We start from the raw sequence: 14,338 nt of genomic DNA, 5'->3' as shown, positions 1-14,338 counted from the left end.
CCATCGTAGGCAAGCTGCCCGATGATTCTTATCTGTATGAGGGCAGTTGTATAAGCTGCCGCAGCATGGCTTTGCCCGCGACCAGGAGTTTCAGCTTATCAGGCACGAGGCGAGCAGCCTCACGTTTCAGCTCATGGCCAGCGAAAGCAGCCGGGCCGTTTTCCCCTTCGAATTTGACCTACGGGTTCAGTATGAGCTGCGTGATACCCTCCTTACCGTGGAGTGGCGCGTGCGCAACCCCGCCGCGGCCCCGCACGAGCTGCTGTTCAGCATTGGGGCGCACCCGGCGTTTCGCTGCCCCATGCAGCCCGCGGCCGGCGAGCAATTCAGCGATTACGCTTTTCATTTCGACCACCCGGTCGGGCTGCGCCGCCAGCTGCTGCGCGGCGGCCTGCGCACCGGCGAAACAGCTCCGGTGGCCACCCAACAAGCGCTGTTGCCGCTCAGCTACGAATTATTTGCCGACGATGCGCTGGTATTCAGCCACTTCGATTTCACGCGCCTTACCTTGCAGAAGGCCGATAAAACCGGCCCCTTCGTGCGCATGCAGTTCGACGGCTTTCCGTACCTCGGCCTCTGGACCAAAGGCCCCGGAGCCGGCTTCGTCTGCATTGAGCCCTGGCAGGGCGTAGCTAGTCTGGCCGGCCCCGCGCAGGAGCTACGCGACAAAGAAGGCATTCTGACCGTAACGCCCGGCCAGACGTTTGTCGCCCGCTATAGTATAGAGGTTGGCTAATATTTAGCTGGCTATGGAGCCAATGCCATTACACCTCCACCGGCCGGCGCCGGTTGTAGTCGGGCTCCCAGTCGTTGATGGGCCGCGAGATGCCGGGCGGCAGGTCGATATCGGGCAGGCCGGGGTCGTGGGGCTCGCCGCCCCGTCGTCGCCATCGGAAGAAGGCGGAGGCGGTGGGGGAACGCTACGCCGCTTGGGCATCACCACAAACATGGTGAAAACGGCCAGCAAAAACAGGGCGCACAAAAGCTGGTGCATAACAAAGGGCCGATAGCGAGGACATGAAAAACCGTTCGATTGCTGCCTAGCCTCAACGCAAAGAGGCCGTCTTCCGTTGCTGGCTGCCGCACTATGCTAAGATAGCTGATAGCCAGCAAATCAGTCGCACATGCCGGTACTATGCCCATTTAACGTCGGCAGGGCGCTATCTTTGCGGCATGTTTAGGGGTGCTGACCAGGAAAATCCTGGCTGGCTGAGATTACACCCATTGAACCGGAACCGGGTAATGCCGGCGTCGGGAAAAAACAATCCACGAGCGTTTCCGCCTGTGCACCGACCCCTGGGGCCCGGGCGCGTTCTACTTATTCCTTATTTAACGTTTGAAAACGATACTCTCTGCGGGAGCGGCGCTACTGGCGCTGGCGGCCGCGCCGGCGTGGGCACAAGGCCCCGTGTCCGGCACCCTTACCAATGCCCAAACGGGTACTGCCCTGCCCGGCGCCACCGTGCTACTCCTTGACCAGCCTAGCCTAGGCACCACTACCGATGCCAGCGGCGCGTTTACGCTGCCAGCCGTGCCGGGCGGGGCGCACACGCTGCAAATACGCTTCGTAGGCTTCGAAACCATCAGCCAGCCCCTGCAAGGGCAGGCTGGGCCGCAGCAGCTGGCTCCTCTGGCCTTGCGTACGGCCCGCAACCTCACCCCCGAGGCGGTGGTCACGGCCACCCGCGCTAATGAGCGCACGGCTACCACTTACCAGAACGTGAGCCGCGAGCAGCTGCAAGCCCGCAACTTCGGCCAGGACCTGCCTTACCTGCTCGACCAGACGCCCTCCGTAGTGACGACTTCCGACGCCGGCACCGGCGTGGGGTACACGGCGCTGCGCATCCGGGGCACGGACGGCACCCGCATCAACGTGACGCTCAACGGAGTGCCGGTAAACGAGGCGGAAAGTCACGGAGTATTCTTCGTCGACTTGCCCGATTTGGCTTCGTCTATTCAGAGCATCCAGGTGCAGCGCGGAGCCGGCCCCAGCACCAACGGCGCGGGGCCTTCGGGGCCAGCCTGAACGTGGAAACCCTGGGCCTGCGGCCCAAAGCCTACGCCGAAATCAACAACTCGGCCGGCTCGTTTGGCACCTGGAAAACGACGGTGGCCGCCGGCACCGGCCTTCTCAACGGCCACTTTACCCTCGATGCGCGGGCTTCGCGGGTGCAAAGCGACGGCTACATCGACCGGGGCTGGTCGCGGCTCAAGTCGCTGTACCTGGCCGGTACATATTCGGATGAAAAAACGCTGCTGCGCGCCCTCGTTATCACCGGATACGAAACGACTTACCAGGCCTGGTATGGCCTGGCCGATTCGCTGCTGACTAAAAACCGCCGCTACAACGAGGCGGGTACCGACGCCGGCCAGCACCAGCCGGCCTATAAGAATCAGACCGATAACTACCAGCAGGATTATTATCAATTCCTGATTTCAAGGCAATTAACCTCGAAGCTCAACCTGAGCGTGACGCCCTTCTGGACGCGTGGCGGCGGGTACTACGAAGAGTACAAGGCCAACCAGAACTTTGCCATGTACGGCATTTCGGGACCGGTGTACCAGCCGCGCGCGGCCGGCGGGTTCGATACGCTCACTACTACCGACGTTATCCGCCGCCGCTGGCTCAAAACCGACCTTTACGGCGCTACTTACGCCTTGCAGCTGCGGCCCGCTGCCGGCGGCTTCCTTTCCGAAGCTACGCTGGGCGGCGCAGTGGTAGGCTACCGGGCCAGCACTTTGATGAGCTGACCTGGGCGCAGCGCGGCAACAATATTCCCGAAACCGGCACGCCTTATTACTCCGAGCCCAACGCCCACAAGCTGGATGTGAATACCTACGCCCGTGCCACGGTGGCGCTCAGCGACAACCTGTCGGCCTTCGGCGATGTGCAGTACCGCCACGTCAGCTACGAGCTGTTTGCACCCGACGGCAGCCCCAACGGCGGCAAAAGCCAGCAAACCATCAACTTCGACTTTCTAAATCCTAAGGCGGGCCTTACGTATCAGGTGAAGGAGGGAGTGGCCGCGTATGCCTCGTATGCCCTGGCGCAGCGCGAGCCCACCCGCACCGACTATACCGATACCCCCGCCGAGCGCCGCCCCACCGCCGAAAAGCTGCACAACCTGGAGGTGGGCCTGCGGCACACCACGGGCGCTTTTCAATGGTCGGCAAACTATTACCTGATGCTGTACCGCGACCAGCTCGTGCTCTCGGGCCGGCTCGATGACGTGGGCAACCCCATCCATACCAACGTGCGCGACTCGTATCGCACCGGTATTGAGCTGCAAGCCGCCGCCCGCCTGGCCAAAGGGCTCACCTTCAGCCCCACGGCTACTGTCAGTCGTAATAAAATCAACAATTATACCGACTACCTGACCGACGAGAATTCCGTGGAGCACGGCACGCAATATAAGCAAACTGATATATCCTTCTCGCCCAGCCTCACCTTTGCCTACACGCTGGAATATGAGTTGGTGCCCGGTCTGCGCCTGGCTACGCTGGCCCGCTACGCCAGCCGCCAGTATCTCGACAACACGGCCACCGACAGCCGCAGCATTCCGCAGTACTACGTGCAGGATGTGCGTCTGCGCTACCTCTGGCATCCCTCAACGCTGGGTTTTCGCGAAATTGAGCTGGCGGCGGTGGTAAACAATGTGCTGGGCGCTACCTACGTCAACAACGGCTACACCTACGGCTACCTCTACGGTGGGCAGGCGTATTACCAAAGCTATTTCTATCCGCAGGCCCGGCAAAACTTCCTGGCTTCGCTGAATCTGCGCTGGTAACATTTTGCTGGCTCACCAGCAGAAAAGCCTGGCGGCCCCGCTGCCAGGCTTTTTCATGCTCAAAACCTTGGGTTAGGCAGGGTTGTATCTTTGCATATATAACGGTGGCATTCCGTTGCTCTGCTTGCTTATTATGTTCCGAATCCTGCTTGCGTTTCTGCTGCTGAGCAGCTGGCTCCCTACGCGGGCGGCCCCGTTGGGCCCGGCCGGCCCCGCGCCCATTACCATCGCCGCTGCCGCCGACCTCAAGTACGTACTCGACTCGCTGATCACGATTTTCAACCGCCAGCATCCGGCCAGTCCGGTAACGGTGGTCTATGGCTCATCGGGGAAGTTCTTCGAGCAGCTTAGTCACGGTGCACCCTTCGATATTTTTTTCTCAGCCGATGGCGACTACCCTTACGCCTCCAGCAGCAGGGCCTTACGGCGGGGGCACCGCAGCTCTATGCGCAGGGCCGCCTGGTGCTGTGGAGCAAGAAGCTGAACCCCAGTCTAAAAGGCATGAATACCCTGCTCGACCCGCAGGTGCGGCACATTGCAATTGCCAACCCCGCCCACGCGCCCTATGGCCAGCGCGCCGAAGAAGCCCTACGTTACTACAAGCTCTACAACCAGGTAAAATCGCGCCTGGTAATGGGCGAAAACATTGCCCAGACGGCCCAGTACGCCACCACCGACGCGGCCGAAGTGGGCCTGCTGGCCTACTCACTTGCGCTCAGTCCTGAGCTGCGCCGGGCGGGTCGGTTTTACCTTATTCCAACGGTGGCTCATGCGCCCTTGCAGCAGCGCTATGTGGTGCTGAAGCGCGCCAGGACCAATACCACGGCCACCGCTTTTGCGGCCTTCATGGCTACGCCCATAGCTCGGCAGGCATTGCACAAGTACGGGTTTATTCTGTAACTAATATCAGGCTACCAGCTGCCGCCAGGTTCATAACAGCGCCTGAGCTTTTGTTAATAAGCTAACTATCACTAGTTAAAATGCCCCCGATTACTGGCAAACCCTGCGGCTAACCCTGGCGCTGGCGGCGTGTACCACGCTGCTGCTGCTGGTAGTGGGCTTGCCGCTGGCCTACGCGCTGGCCCGCTCGCGCAGCCGGCTGCGGCCGCTGATAGAGGCGGTGGTGAGTTTGCCGCTGGTGCTGCCTCCCACCGTTATCGGGTTTTACCTGCTGCTGGCGTTCAGCGACAGCACGGCCCTGGGTCGCTTTTTGATTGGGCGGCTGGGCATGAGCTTAAATTTTACCTTCGGCGGCATATTGATAGGGTCTTTAGTATATAGCCTGCCCTTTATGGTTCAGCCTTTGCAGGCGGGGTTTCAGCAGCTGCCGCGCTCGCTTACTGAGGCGGCCTATACACTCGGCAAGTCGCGGCTTACTACGCTGTGGCGCGTGCTGCTGCCCAATATGAAGCCCGCCCTGCTCAACGGCATCGTGCTCACCTTTGCCCACACGCTGGGCGAGTTTGGGGTGGTGCTGATGATAGGCGGGAGCCTGCCCGGCCGCACGCGCGTGGCTTCCATTGCCATCTACGACGAGGTGCAGAGCCTGCACTATGCCCAGGCCAATGCCTACGCCTTTACGCTGCTGGCGGTAGCTTTCGTTATTCTGGTGGCGTTGTACTGGTTTACCAAAAAAGATGCGGCCCGCCGCCTCGCCTGATTGCCCGTGATTGACTTTCATCTCACCAAAGCCTTGCATACGGCTGCCGGCCCGCGTAAGCTCGATGTGCGCCTGACCCTGGCTCCGGGCGAGCTGCTGGCCATCAGTGGGCCCTCGGGGGCGGGTAAAACGACGCTGCTTCGCCTGCTGGCGGGCCTCAGCCGGCCCGATAGCGGCTTTCTGCAAGTCGATGGCCAGGAGTGGTACAGCCACGAGCGCAAGCACTGGCTGCCGCCGCAGCGCCGGCCCCTGGGCTTTGTATTTCAGGATTATGCGCTGTTTCCGAATATGACGGTGCGCGAAAACCTGGCCTTCGCTGCTGCCGGCCAGCCCAACCCGCGCCAGCTTGAGGCCGGGCTGCTCAGTTTGCTGGAGCTGACCGAACTGGCCGAGCGCCGGCCGGTTGCTTTGTCGGGCGGCCAGCAGCAGCGCGTGGCGCTGGCCCGCGCTCTGGCCCGCCGGCCGCGCCTGTTGCTGCTCGACGAGCCCCTGGCGGCGCTGGATGGGCCCAGCCGCCAGCGCCTGCAACAGGCCCTGGCCGACATACACCGCGAGTTCAACCTCACTACGCTGCTTATCAGCCACGACCCTGCCGAGATTGCCCGGCTGGCCCACCGCGTGGTGGAGCTCGACCTGGGCCGGGTGCGGCGCGTGGGTGCCCCTGAGCCGCCGGCCGGGGCGCTGGTGCAGGGTAGGGTAGAGGCTGTGCTGCCGGGTGGCTTGCTGCGCGTGCGCCTGGCCGGCAGCACGGCGCTGGTCGAGGTGCCCGCACCCGTGGGCTCTACCCCGGTGCCCGGCGATGAGCTGGCGCTGATGCTGGCCGTAGTATCGGTGCCGCAGCTGGCTTGTTAGAACTACCCGGCGCGATTCGCCGCCTGGCTATCTTTGTCTGAAACCTCTCAGCCCACCCGCCCATGTCTTCCATCGCCGACGTTCTCTCGCCCGAAGCTAAAGCCCACACTGCCCAAAAGGGCAGCACCAATGCCAACGGCTTCACCGACTATTTCGACCTCGACGGCCTGCTCACTGAGGAAAATATCCTCGTGCGGCAGAGCATCCGCGACTTCGTAAAAAAGGAGATTTCGCCCAACATCGAGCGCTGGGCGCAGCAGGCACATTTCCCGTCGGAAATCGTGCGCAAGTTTGGCGAGGTGGGTGCCTTCGGCCCCACTATTCCGCAGGAATACGGGGGCGGCGGGCTCGACTACATTAGCTACGGGCTCATTATGCAGGAGATTGAGCGCGGCGACTCGGGCATGCGCTCTACGGCTTCGGTGCAGGGCTCGCTGGTGATGTTTCCCATCTACGCTTACGGGTCTGAGGAGCAGCGCCACAAATTCCTGCCCAGGCTGGCCAGCGGCGAGTGGCTGGGCTGCTTCGGGCTCACCGAGCCCGACCACGGCTCGAACCCCGGCGGCATGACTACCAACATTCGGGAGGAAGGCGACCACTATATTTTGAACGGGGCCAAGCTCTGGATATCAAACTCGCCCGAGTGCCAGGTGGCCGTAGTGTGGGCCAAAAACGAGCAGGGCCGCATCAAGGGCGTGCTCGTGGAGCGCGGTATGGAAGGCTTTACCACCCCCGAAATTCACAACAAGTGGAGCCTGCGCGCCAGTATCACCGGCGAGCTGGTGTTTGACAACGTTAAGATTCCCAAAGAGAATATCCTGCCCAACGTGGAGGGCCTGAAAGGCCCGCTGAGCTGCCTCGACTCGGCCCGCTTCGGCATTGCCTGGGGTGCCATCGGCGCGGCCATCGACTGCTACGAGTCGGCCCTAAAGTACTCGCTTCAGCGCGAGCAGTTCGGCAAGCCTATCGCCAGCTTTCAGCTTCAGCAAAAGAAGCTGGCCGAAATGATTACCGAAATCACCAAGGCGCAGCTCCTGGCCTGGCGCCTGGGCGTGCTCAAAAATGAAGGCCGCGCCACCAGCGCCCAAATCTCGATGGCCAAGCGGAACTCGGTCGAAATGGCCCTGCACGTAGCCCGCGAAGCCCGCCAGATTCACGGCGGCATGGGCATCACGGGCGAGTACCCCATCATGCGCCACATGATGAACCTGGAATCGGTGGTGACTTATGAGGGCACGCACGATATTCACTTACTCATTACGGGGGCTGATATTACAGGTATTCAGGCGTTTAAGTAGTTTGTGTTATGGAGTTGGAATTGGTTGACTATCTTATTCAAGAACATTCGGATAAGATAGTCTGGCCGAATATGTCAACGATTCGGTCCTTTCTGGACTTTGAGAAGCTGGCAGCTATACCGGATAAGTCTGCTCGGGAGCGGATGCGTGCCGATATGATACGTGCTGGTTGGTTGTCGAGCGGTGCGGTAGAAGCATTGGCTCGTAGAAGCATTGGCTCTATGTGAAGATGGAATGTCGGCTGTTCGCGAGCACATTGCGCAAAAAATATACGACGAGCATGGCGGTGATGCACTACTCAATAAGTGCCCTCGCTGCCACCGCCTGGCCCGCACCGCTCAAGCTGAGCAATGTCGCTATTGCGGGAACAATTGGCATTAATGCGACGCTAATATGGGCCTTGATACAGTAGAGTTAGTATATAGCCTCGAACGCTATTTCGGAGTCGAAATACCAGACGCAGTATCCGAAAAGCTCTACACGGTAGGCGAAGTAGCCACGTGGTTCAGCCAACAACTAGGGGTAACGGGGCAGCGATACTCGGCGGTGCGGGCCGACGTAGCTGCGCAGCTGCTGGCCGAGCTACCGGCCGCCGCCACCGAAGCCATGCCACTTCGAGAGGCGCTGCCCGATGCTCAAGCGCTTAAATTGTATCGGTACGCGCTGCGCAATCGCTACGGGCTGGTGCTGCCGCCGCTGGCAGCCCCGCCTGCTTTCTCCGCTTCACCATCGTTGTGGGAAGTGCTGACTGGCCGGCAGCTTCCCAAGACGCCCTATTGGCACACCCAAACCCTGACCGAGCTAATCGACTGGACAATAGCGGCCAACTACGAGAAGCTGCTAGTGCCGCCGCTAGGTAGCTACTATGAGGTGGAGCAGGCCGTTATCGGCATTACAAGCTATTCCTCAGGGGTGCCGGTTGAGGAAATACGCTTGGAAAGTAGCTTCGTCAACGACCTGGGTATGGATTAGCGCACCGGGCGGCCAGGGCACTGCCCTTAACGCCGCTCCAGCAGATACACCGTTTCGGTGGTGGCCCCCACGCCTACGGTACTTTGGGCCACACTCACCACGCGCCACCCGTGCGTAGCTAGCTCATTGACTTTCAAGAGCTCGGCCCGATGCAGCGCCACGCCGGCCGCCGTGCTGTTGCGCTCGGTGCCCACCTTAATGGAGGTAAGGCGCTGCACCTGCTCCTGGCCGTCGGGCTGGATGGTGGTAATCTCCGGTACGTACGACTCGGTGCCTGGCCGGCCACTGCCTATTACCATCAGGTAGCCGGTCGGCGCGACGCTGCCGGGATAAGAAGCCCAGGAGGCGGCCGCAGCCAGCCCTATGGCCGCAAAGGTGAGGTGTTTTTTCATGAAGTAAAGATGAATAAAAAATTGGTGAGATAGCTCAAGTATTCGCAGCAGGTAGTAGCAGTATCGAGCTAACCTAATAGCAGAAAGCCAACTAGCTGGCCCGTCTGCGCGTATAGCCAAGCGTACCTCACTCATTTATTTCCTTTGCTATGACTACTGAACCCGAAGACCAGCACCACGAAAACGCCGCCAGCCGCCGCGCCGAGCGCCGCGAGCACGACAAAGAAGCCTACCGCGAACAAGGCGACGACATGCGCCAGGGTGGCCCCGACCCCGACCTGGCTCACCGCCTGCGCACCCGCTCGGGCGACGGCAACTTTGACCCCAACGTGCCGGCCGAAGATGGCACCAGCAACGGCATAGCGGCTCACATCGGCAGCAGCGGCCAGGGTGCCAGCCGGCGCGGCCATGATACCGAGCAAAACAGCAACAAAGCCCCCGACCGCCTCGACCAGCGCAACGTGGAAGGCGGCGATTTGAAAGATTAGGAATTTGCTATATGTTAGCATAAAAAGCCCGGCGCGCTCAGCGCGCCGGGCTTTTTAAGGCCGGGTTTTGGCGGCTTTACCTGCTCGGGCCGTAATTTGCCCGCATGAAGCCCGCTACGCCCCTCGTTTTGCTGGAATGCCTGGTTGCCGGCACTTCCCATCGCCCCGAACTACCCAAGCAGGAAAAAAAGCTCCAGGTGGGTCAGGCCCTGCGCCTTGTGCGCGAAGCCGATAGCAAATATGACGACTGGGCCGTGCAGGTGCACTCGGGTGCAGCCGATGACAAGACCAGCTACTGGCTCGGCTACCTGCCCGAAACCCGCAACGAAACGGTGGCCCGCCTGCTCGATGCCGGCTACCCGCTCACCGCGCGCTTGGCCCACAAAGCCTGGGAAGATGACTGGCTCCACCTGGAAATTGAAGTGCTGTGGGCCGATAAGGTGAAGTAAGACAGAACGTTGTTCTAGGTATTGGAATTTGCTTCTGCCTTATTGGGCAGCAGGCCAGAGAGGTATCATTGCAGTGCGGATACTTTTTTTGTGTGAAGCTGTAAGAAAACACTGTGAGGAGAAACCAAGTGACTAGAAACGGCTCCGGAACCGCTCATTCTCACGTATTCTCTCACCTGTTTTTCTTGGCTTTTCATGCATAACACGTTTGCCTGGCTGGCCCATGCCTGCTTGGCGTTGCACCCGCTTCCGCCATCCATCAGCCTGCAGCCTGCTGGCCGGCCAACCAACTCGTGGCCCCAGAGGACCATCTGTCGTTTCGGGTGCGGGTGGTGGGGCAGGGATGGCCCTTGCTGCTAGCCTATGTGGCACAGTAGCGGCCGCACTGGCGGGGCGTTGGGCAGGTATGTCGCCATTTCGGCCTGCAGCGTTACGAGCGTGAGTTTGGCCCGGCCGAGCAGGAACTGCACTCCTGGGCCACTGCCTGGCCGGAGGAGCGAGCTACTCAGTAGAGACTAATTTAATTAGTAAGTTAGCCCGGTTGCTAGTATTTTTTGCTAAAGTCCGGCACTATGACCTGGCGCAATGTGTTATCTTTCGACACGCAAATTATAGCTTATCCCATGCGCGAAGCCTTTCTAACTGGCGGCACCGACCATTTCGATACTACCGATAAGGACATCGACAAAGCCCTGCGCCCGCTTAGCTTCGATGACTTTACGGGCCAGGATAAAATTCTGGAAAACCTGAAAGTCTTCGTAGCTGCGGCCAAGCAGCGCGGCGATGCCCTCGACCATGTGCTGCTGCACGGCCCGCCCGGCCTGGGCAAAACCACGCTCTCGCACATCATTGCCAATGAGTTGGGTGCCGGCATCAAGATGACCAGCGGCCCGGTGCTCGACAAGCCCAGCGACCTCGCCGGCCTGCTCACCAACCTGGAGCCGCATGACGTGCTCTTCATTGACGAGATTCACCGCCTCAATCCGGTGGTGGAAGAATACTTGTATTCGGCGATGGAAGACTACCGCATCGACATCATGCTCGACTCGGGCCCCAATGCCCGCTCGGTGCAGATTTCGCTGTCGCCCTTCACGCTCATCGGCGCTACCACGCGCTCGGGTATGCTCACGGCCCCGCTGCGGGCCCGCTTTGGTATCTCGGCCCGCTTGGAGTATTATGATTCTAAGCTGCTGACTACCATTGTGAAGCGCTCGGCTGAGATTCTGGGTACGCCTATCCACGAAGATGCAGCCTTCGAAATTGCCCGCCGCTCGCGCGGTACGCCCCGCATTGCCAACAACCTGCTGCGCCGCACCCGCGACTTTGCCCAAATAAAAGGCACTGGCATCATTACGGTCGATATTGCCCAGTTTGCCCTCAATGCGCTCGACGTGGACGCCCGCGGTCTCGACGACATGGACAAGCGTATTCTTACCACCATCATCGACAAGTTCAAAGGTGGCCCGGTGGGTATCAGCACCATCGCCACGGCCTGCGGCGAAGAGGGCGAAACCATTGAGGAAGTGTACGAGCCCTTTCTCATTCAGGAAGGCTACATCAAGCGCACGGCGCGGGGCCGGGAGGCGACTGAAGCTGCCTACCAGCACCTGGGGCGCCTATTGCCCCAGCATCTGCGCGGCAATTCGGGCGACTTATTCGCCGAGATTACGTCGTAAAAGGTGTAGCTTAGACTCTGAGAGTCCGCGCGTGGTATCATTAAACAATGTTCTCACGCGCGGACTCTCAGAGTCCACGCTACGGCCCACTTGCCCAAAAGCTATGTTACTGCACGCCGAATGGACACCCTACATCAAGCGCCGGGCGGCGGAGTTGGGATTTATGGCCTGCGGAATTTCCAGGGCTGAGTTTCTGGAAGAAGAAGCCCCGCGCCTCGAAAACTGGCTTAAAAAGGGCATGCAGGGAAAAATGAGCTACATGGAAAACCACTTCGACAAGCGCCTCGACCCGCGCCTGCTCGTGGATGGCGCTAAATCGGTGATTTCCTTACTGCTCAACTATTACCCGCCGGCCGAAGCGCAACAGCCCCCGACACGCTGCAAATCAGTAAGTATGCTTATGGGCGCGACTACCACTTTGTTATTAAAGACAAGCTGAAAGTCCTACTGGCCGACATGCAGGCCAATATCGGGGAGCTAGGCGGCCGCTGCTTCGTCGATTCGGCGCCGGTGCTCGACAAGGCCTGGGCCAAAAAGAGCGGTCTGGGCTGGGTGGGCAAAAATGCTAACCTTATCACGCCGGGCACGGGCTCCTTCTACTTTATCGCCGAGCTGATTGTGGACTTGGAGCTGGACTACGACGGCGCCATCCGCGACTACTGCGGCACTTGCACCAAGTGCCTCGATGCCTGCCCCACGCAGGCCATCACCGAGCCCTACGTGGTCGATGGCAGCAAGTGCATCAGCTACTTTACCATCGAGCTGAAGGACCAGCTTATTCCGCAGAGCGTGGCCGGGCAATTCGGCAGCTGGGTATTCGGGTGCGATATCTGTCAGGACGTGTGCCCCTGGAACCGCTTTTCAAAGGCCACGCAGGAGCCTCAGTTCCAGCCCCGGCCTGAGCTGAATCAGCTGTCAGTCAGTGACTGGCAGGAAATTACCCACGAAGTTTTTCAGGAGCTGTTTCGCCAGTCGCCGCTCAAGCGCACGGGCTATGAGGGGTTGAAGCGCAACATTCAGTTCGTTACTGGCCATGGCCAGCCGCAGAGCTAAGCTGCCAGCTTGGGCAGTGTGCTGTACTGGGTAAAAACCCGCTTTAACACCCGGCGGTAGAGGCGGGCAAACTTCTCGTAGCACCACGTTTTGAAGGCCGGCAGCTCATCAGGCAAAATTTGCCGCAGCGCCTTGCGCAGCTCTTTCTCAAAAAGGATTTTGCTGAAGCTGACTTTAAGCAAAATCGTTTTTACGTAATCTAACATAGCGGGTGGGAATAAGAGAGGTAAGTAGGTAGGTGCGTCCTATACGGAAAAACGGCCGATAATGCTTCAAAAGCGCTTTATCCACTGTTAAAGTGGCTGTCTTTCCGGATACTGATAGAAAGTTACTAAGTTTTTATTGATTTTTCTTTAACGCAGCCTGCCCAGATTCCCGGTTATCGAATAACAATTATCCGGGCAAATGGCTGCTTGCCAGGCAGCTTAAATCCGATTGCAGAAAAAGTTGGCGCAGCTTCGGGAAGAGTATACGCCAGCGCAGCTGACACCCCACCACTCAGTTTCGCTGGGCCCCTGGAGTAACTCCCAAGTTGGGGTGCAGCTTGGCGCCGTTTTCAAATGCGTGTACCGGGCGGGCTGCCTAGGAGCCGCTCTACCTAAAAAGAGGGCTTGCCATCGCTGGCAAGCCCTCTTTTTAGGTAAGTACACCCAACCGGCTATTGGTCGAAGAACTTGCTGGTAGTAGTAGCAAACGTTTTGGCGATAGTTACTACGGTAGCCATATCCAGGGGCTCGTCAAAAGCCTCTGAGTAAGACAGCGCCGGGAAGCCCGAGGTAGCTGTTAGCGTAGACGACGATAAGGCAACACCGCCCTGCGTGATATTATCCTCACCGGGGTAGTTGGTTGGGTCGGCGCCGGGGCCATAGATAGGAGCCGTTACGGAAGGAACCGCTCCACCACCGTCTTTGCCCGATACCCAGCTCTTGGGCGAAGCCGAACGGTCGGCTTCGGAGTTGGGGTTGGTAGGTGCAACGCTGGAAGCGGCATTATTCGTAACGCCACCGCGACGCATAGTGCGCAGGCGGGAAGCATGACGAGCCTCTACCGAGTGAATGTTGAGCGCCGTCGTCAATACGTTCTGGTTGCTCATCAGGGCAGTAGCGCCGCCTTTATAGGCCCGTACGCCTGTGTCTTCGAGCGATTGAGCTACTCCCAGGAAAACGGCCGGGTTGCTGAATACGAAGCTAGCGCCGCTGAAAGGACCTGCACCCGTGCCTTTACCACCGGTAAAGTCAAAGTCGGCCGTTACACCCGGCAGTACGAGTGTGGAGCTGGGAGCGTTGATAGGAATGCCACCCAGTGCTTTAATCGTAGCAATCAGGTCGTTGACGTGGTTATTCTCATCGACCCGGATAAGGTCGAGCGAGGAAAGGTTGGTAGCGCTATACTGGCCGCGCAGCGCCGACTGGGTAGTGCTGGTGCCGGTGTTGGAGCTAGTGGTACCTATACCCAGGTTGTAGAAGGTGGTTTCCAGATACTCCAGCTTCAGGGCGTAGTTTAGCACCTGCAGCACGGTAGCTGCCGTGGAAGTCTGAGCGTAGGCTTTGTTGAAGATAGCACCCAGCGCCAGCGGCAGCGCCGCCGCCGTTAGGGTGCGGCCCAGGCCGCCCATGTTTTTGAATACCGAACGGCGAGAATCTAGACGCTCGTAAACTTCCGGGTCAACTTTCTCGATTTCGGAAAGGATATGAAAAAAATTCATGGCAA

General features: G+C 59.6%; 14 protein-coding genes, 2 pseudogenes and 1 riboswitch. Of the genes and pseudogenes, 12 read left to right on the top strand and 4 right to left on the bottom strand.

The genetic code is table 11. From position 1 onward, the window contains the following. Positions 1 to 46: 46 nt before the first annotated feature. Complete coding sequence (locus GKZ67_RS15065; RefSeq protein WP_173243850.1) at positions 47 to 736, top strand: aldose 1-epimerase family protein; 690 nt, start codon at positions 47 to 49, stop codon at positions 734 to 736. Between the two features lie 3 nt (positions 737 to 739). Here GKZ67_RS15065 and GKZ67_RS15060 read toward each other — a convergent pair whose 3' ends face one another. Next, positions 740 to 994: a hypothetical protein gene (locus GKZ67_RS15060; RefSeq protein ID WP_173243847.1), complete on the bottom strand. Its 255-nt coding sequence runs from the start codon at positions 992 to 994 to the stop codon at positions 740 to 742. Between the two features lie 175 nt (positions 995 to 1,169). Then, positions 1,170 to 1,274: riboswitch (TPP riboswitch) on the top strand. 62 nt (positions 1,275 to 1,336) lie between these two features. On the opposite strand from GKZ67_RS15060, the gene GKZ67_RS23720 reads away from it, so the two are divergent. From GKZ67_RS23720 to GKZ67_RS15025, 7 genes and pseudogenes are all read left to right on the top strand, one after another. Then, entirely contained in the window at positions 1,337 to 2,026 is a 690-nt protein-coding gene (locus tag GKZ67_RS23720; RefSeq protein WP_254244855.1) for a carboxypeptidase-like regulatory domain-containing protein, read from the top strand. Between the two features lie 400 nt (positions 2,027 to 2,426). Continuing rightward, on the top strand, positions 2,427 to 3,788 hold the full coding sequence (locus GKZ67_RS23715; RefSeq protein ID WP_317172308.1) for a TonB-dependent receptor domain-containing protein: 1,362 nt from the start codon (positions 2,427 to 2,429) through the stop codon (positions 3,786 to 3,788). Between the two features lie 133 nt (positions 3,789 to 3,921). Continuing rightward, positions 3,922 to 4,688, top strand: a pseudogene (modA, locus tag GKZ67_RS25265) (molybdate ABC transporter substrate-binding protein). Between the two features lie 145 nt (positions 4,689 to 4,833). Further along, the gene (modB, locus tag GKZ67_RS15040; RefSeq protein WP_410505079.1) at positions 4,834 to 5,448 is read left to right on the top strand and encodes a molybdate ABC transporter permease subunit; all 615 of its coding nucleotides are present in this window, start codon (positions 4,834 to 4,836) and stop codon (positions 5,446 to 5,448) included. Positions 5,449 to 5,454: 6 nt separating this feature from the next. Continuing rightward, the gene (locus GKZ67_RS15035) at positions 5,455 to 6,300 is read left to right on the top strand and encodes an ATP-binding cassette domain-containing protein (protein WP_173243841.1); all 846 of its coding nucleotides are present in this window, start codon (positions 5,455 to 5,457) and stop codon (positions 6,298 to 6,300) included. 62 nt (positions 6,301 to 6,362) lie between these two features. After that, positions 6,363 to 7,598: an acyl-CoA dehydrogenase family protein gene (locus tag GKZ67_RS15030; protein WP_254244852.1), complete on the top strand. Its 1,236-nt coding sequence runs from the start codon at positions 6,363 to 6,365 to the stop codon at positions 7,596 to 7,598. A 393-nt stretch (positions 7,599 to 7,991) separates the two neighbouring features. Next, on the top strand, positions 7,992 to 8,570 hold the full coding sequence (locus GKZ67_RS15025) for a hypothetical protein (RefSeq protein ID WP_173243838.1): 579 nt from the start codon (positions 7,992 to 7,994) through the stop codon (positions 8,568 to 8,570). A gap of 26 nt (positions 8,571 to 8,596) precedes the next feature. On the opposite strand, the gene GKZ67_RS15020 is transcribed toward GKZ67_RS15025, so the two are convergent. Continuing rightward, a complete protein-coding gene (locus GKZ67_RS15020) occupies positions 8,597 to 8,962 on the bottom strand; it encodes a hypothetical protein (RefSeq protein ID WP_173243835.1) in 366 nt (121 codons plus the stop codon). A gap of 149 nt (positions 8,963 to 9,111) precedes the next feature. Between GKZ67_RS15020 and GKZ67_RS15015 the strand changes: the two genes are divergently transcribed. From GKZ67_RS15015 to queG, 4 genes and pseudogenes are all read left to right on the top strand, one after another. Continuing rightward, positions 9,112 to 9,450 (top strand): hypothetical protein, encoded by a 339-nt coding sequence (locus GKZ67_RS15015; RefSeq protein WP_173243832.1) that lies wholly within the window; start codon positions 9,112 to 9,114, stop codon positions 9,448 to 9,450. 104 nt (positions 9,451 to 9,554) lie between these two features. After that, positions 9,555 to 9,899, top strand: a complete 345-nt coding sequence (locus GKZ67_RS15010; protein ID WP_173243829.1) for an HIRAN domain-containing protein — start codon at positions 9,555 to 9,557, stop codon at positions 9,897 to 9,899. Between the two features lie 623 nt (positions 9,900 to 10,522). Continuing rightward, positions 10,523 to 11,575, top strand: a complete 1,053-nt coding sequence (ruvB, locus tag GKZ67_RS15005) for a Holliday junction branch migration DNA helicase RuvB (protein ID WP_151085912.1) — start codon at positions 10,523 to 10,525, stop codon at positions 11,573 to 11,575. 103 nt (positions 11,576 to 11,678) lie between these two features. Continuing rightward, a pseudogene (gene queG, locus GKZ67_RS15000) lies at positions 11,679 to 12,628 on the top strand (tRNA epoxyqueuosine(34) reductase QueG). Here the strand turns inward: queG and GKZ67_RS14995 are convergent. Both GKZ67_RS14995 and GKZ67_RS14990 read right to left on the bottom strand, forming a co-directional pair. Continuing rightward, on the bottom strand, positions 12,625 to 12,834 hold the full coding sequence (locus GKZ67_RS14995; protein WP_151085909.1) for a hypothetical protein: 210 nt from the start codon (positions 12,832 to 12,834) through the stop codon (positions 12,625 to 12,627). The pseudogene queG and the gene GKZ67_RS14995 overlap by 4 nt on opposite strands. Positions 12,835 to 13,286: 452 nt before the next feature. Beyond that, the gene (locus GKZ67_RS14990) at positions 13,287 to 14,333 is read right to left on the bottom strand and encodes a ferritin-like domain-containing protein (RefSeq protein ID WP_173243826.1); all 1,047 of its coding nucleotides are present in this window, start codon (positions 14,331 to 14,333) and stop codon (positions 13,287 to 13,289) included. Between the last annotated feature and the right edge of the window lie 5 nt (positions 14,334 to 14,338).

It is taken from the genome of Hymenobacter sp. BRD67 (assembly GCF_013256425.1).
Taxonomy (GTDB): Bacteria; Bacteroidota; Bacteroidia; order Cytophagales; family Hymenobacteraceae; genus Hymenobacter.
The sequence above is the reverse complement of the archived record's forward strand: the minus strand, read 5'-3'. Positions and strand labels throughout refer to the sequence as shown.

Excerpts from the sequence above, each read along its gene's own strand:
- GKZ67_RS15060 (WP_173243847.1), bottom strand. The coding sequence starts at position 994 with ATGCACCAGCTTTTGTGCGCCCTGTTTTTGCTGGCCGTTTTCACCATG.
- GKZ67_RS15030 (WP_254244852.1), top strand. The coding sequence starts at position 6,363 with ATGTCTTCCATCGCCGACGTTCTCTCGCCCGAAGCTAAAGCCCACACT.
- GKZ67_RS15025 (WP_173243838.1), top strand. The coding sequence starts at position 7,992 with ATGGGCCTTGATACAGTAGAGTTAGTATATAGCCTCGAACGCTATTTC.
- GKZ67_RS15020 (WP_173243835.1), bottom strand. The coding sequence starts at position 8,962 with ATGAAAAAACACCTCACCTTTGCGGCCATAGGGCTGGCTGCGGCCGCC.
- GKZ67_RS15015 (WP_173243832.1), top strand. The coding sequence starts at position 9,112 with ATGACTACTGAACCCGAAGACCAGCACCACGAAAACGCCGCCAGCCGC.
- GKZ67_RS15010 (WP_173243829.1), top strand. The coding sequence starts at position 9,555 with ATGAAGCCCGCTACGCCCCTCGTTTTGCTGGAATGCCTGGTTGCCGGC.
- ruvB (WP_151085912.1), top strand. The coding sequence starts at position 10,523 with ATGCGCGAAGCCTTTCTAACTGGCGGCACCGACCATTTCGATACTACC.
- GKZ67_RS14995 (WP_151085909.1), bottom strand. The coding sequence starts at position 12,834 with ATGTTAGATTACGTAAAAACGATTTTGCTTAAAGTCAGCTTCAGCAAA.
- GKZ67_RS14990 (WP_173243826.1), bottom strand. The coding sequence starts at position 14,333 with ATGAATTTTTTTCATATCCTTTCCGAAATCGAGAAAGTTGACCCGGAA.